1 protein-coding gene is annotated in these 568 nt (G+C 72.9%); it reads left to right on the top strand.

The features are described 5' to 3' along the window. Positions 1–568, top strand: a 568-nt coding sequence (locus CKO28_RS29750) for an SIS domain-containing protein (RefSeq protein ID WP_200344818.1), incomplete at both ends; no start/stop codon positions are given.

Here is a 568-nt window from a genome sequence, read left to right as displayed (position 1 = left end):
AGCCGGCGGTGATCGGGGACACGCTGCACGCCTTCCTGAACCCGCTGCGCCGGGAGGTCACGCTGCCCGAGCTGCCGTTCGACCTGGGCCGGCTGCCGCGGGTGACGATCACCGCCTGCGGCACCGCCTTCCTCGCCGGCTGGGTCGCCAAGTACTGGATGGAGCAGGTGGCAAGGCAGCCGGTCGAGCTCGACCTCGCCTCGGAGCTGCGCTACCGCGCCCCGCCGATGCCGGACGGCGGGCTCACAGCCGTGATCTCGCAGTCTGGCGAGACGGCGGAGACCCACGGCGCGCTGCAGTATGCCCGCGAGCAGGGCCAGCGCACGCTCTCGATCGTCAACGTCGCGGAAAGCGCGATCGCGCGCGACAGCGAGGCGGTGCTGCAGACGCTGGCGGGCCCGGAGATCGGGGTCGCCTCGACCAAGGCGTTCACCACCCAGTTGACCGTGCTGGCGGCGCTGTCGATCGCGATCGGCCGGGCCCGGGGCACGATCGACCAGGCCACCGAGGCGCGCCTGACCGACGCGCTGATCGAGGTGCCGGCGCGCGCCAGCGAGGTGCTGAACCA

It is taken from the genome of Rhodovibrio sodomensis (assembly GCF_016583645.1).
In the GTDB taxonomy this organism is placed as follows: Bacteria; Pseudomonadota; Alphaproteobacteria; order Kiloniellales; family Rhodovibrionaceae; genus Rhodovibrio; species Rhodovibrio sodomensis.
Note: the sequence above shows the minus strand (reverse complement) of the source record. Positions and strands in the feature narration are given on the sequence as shown.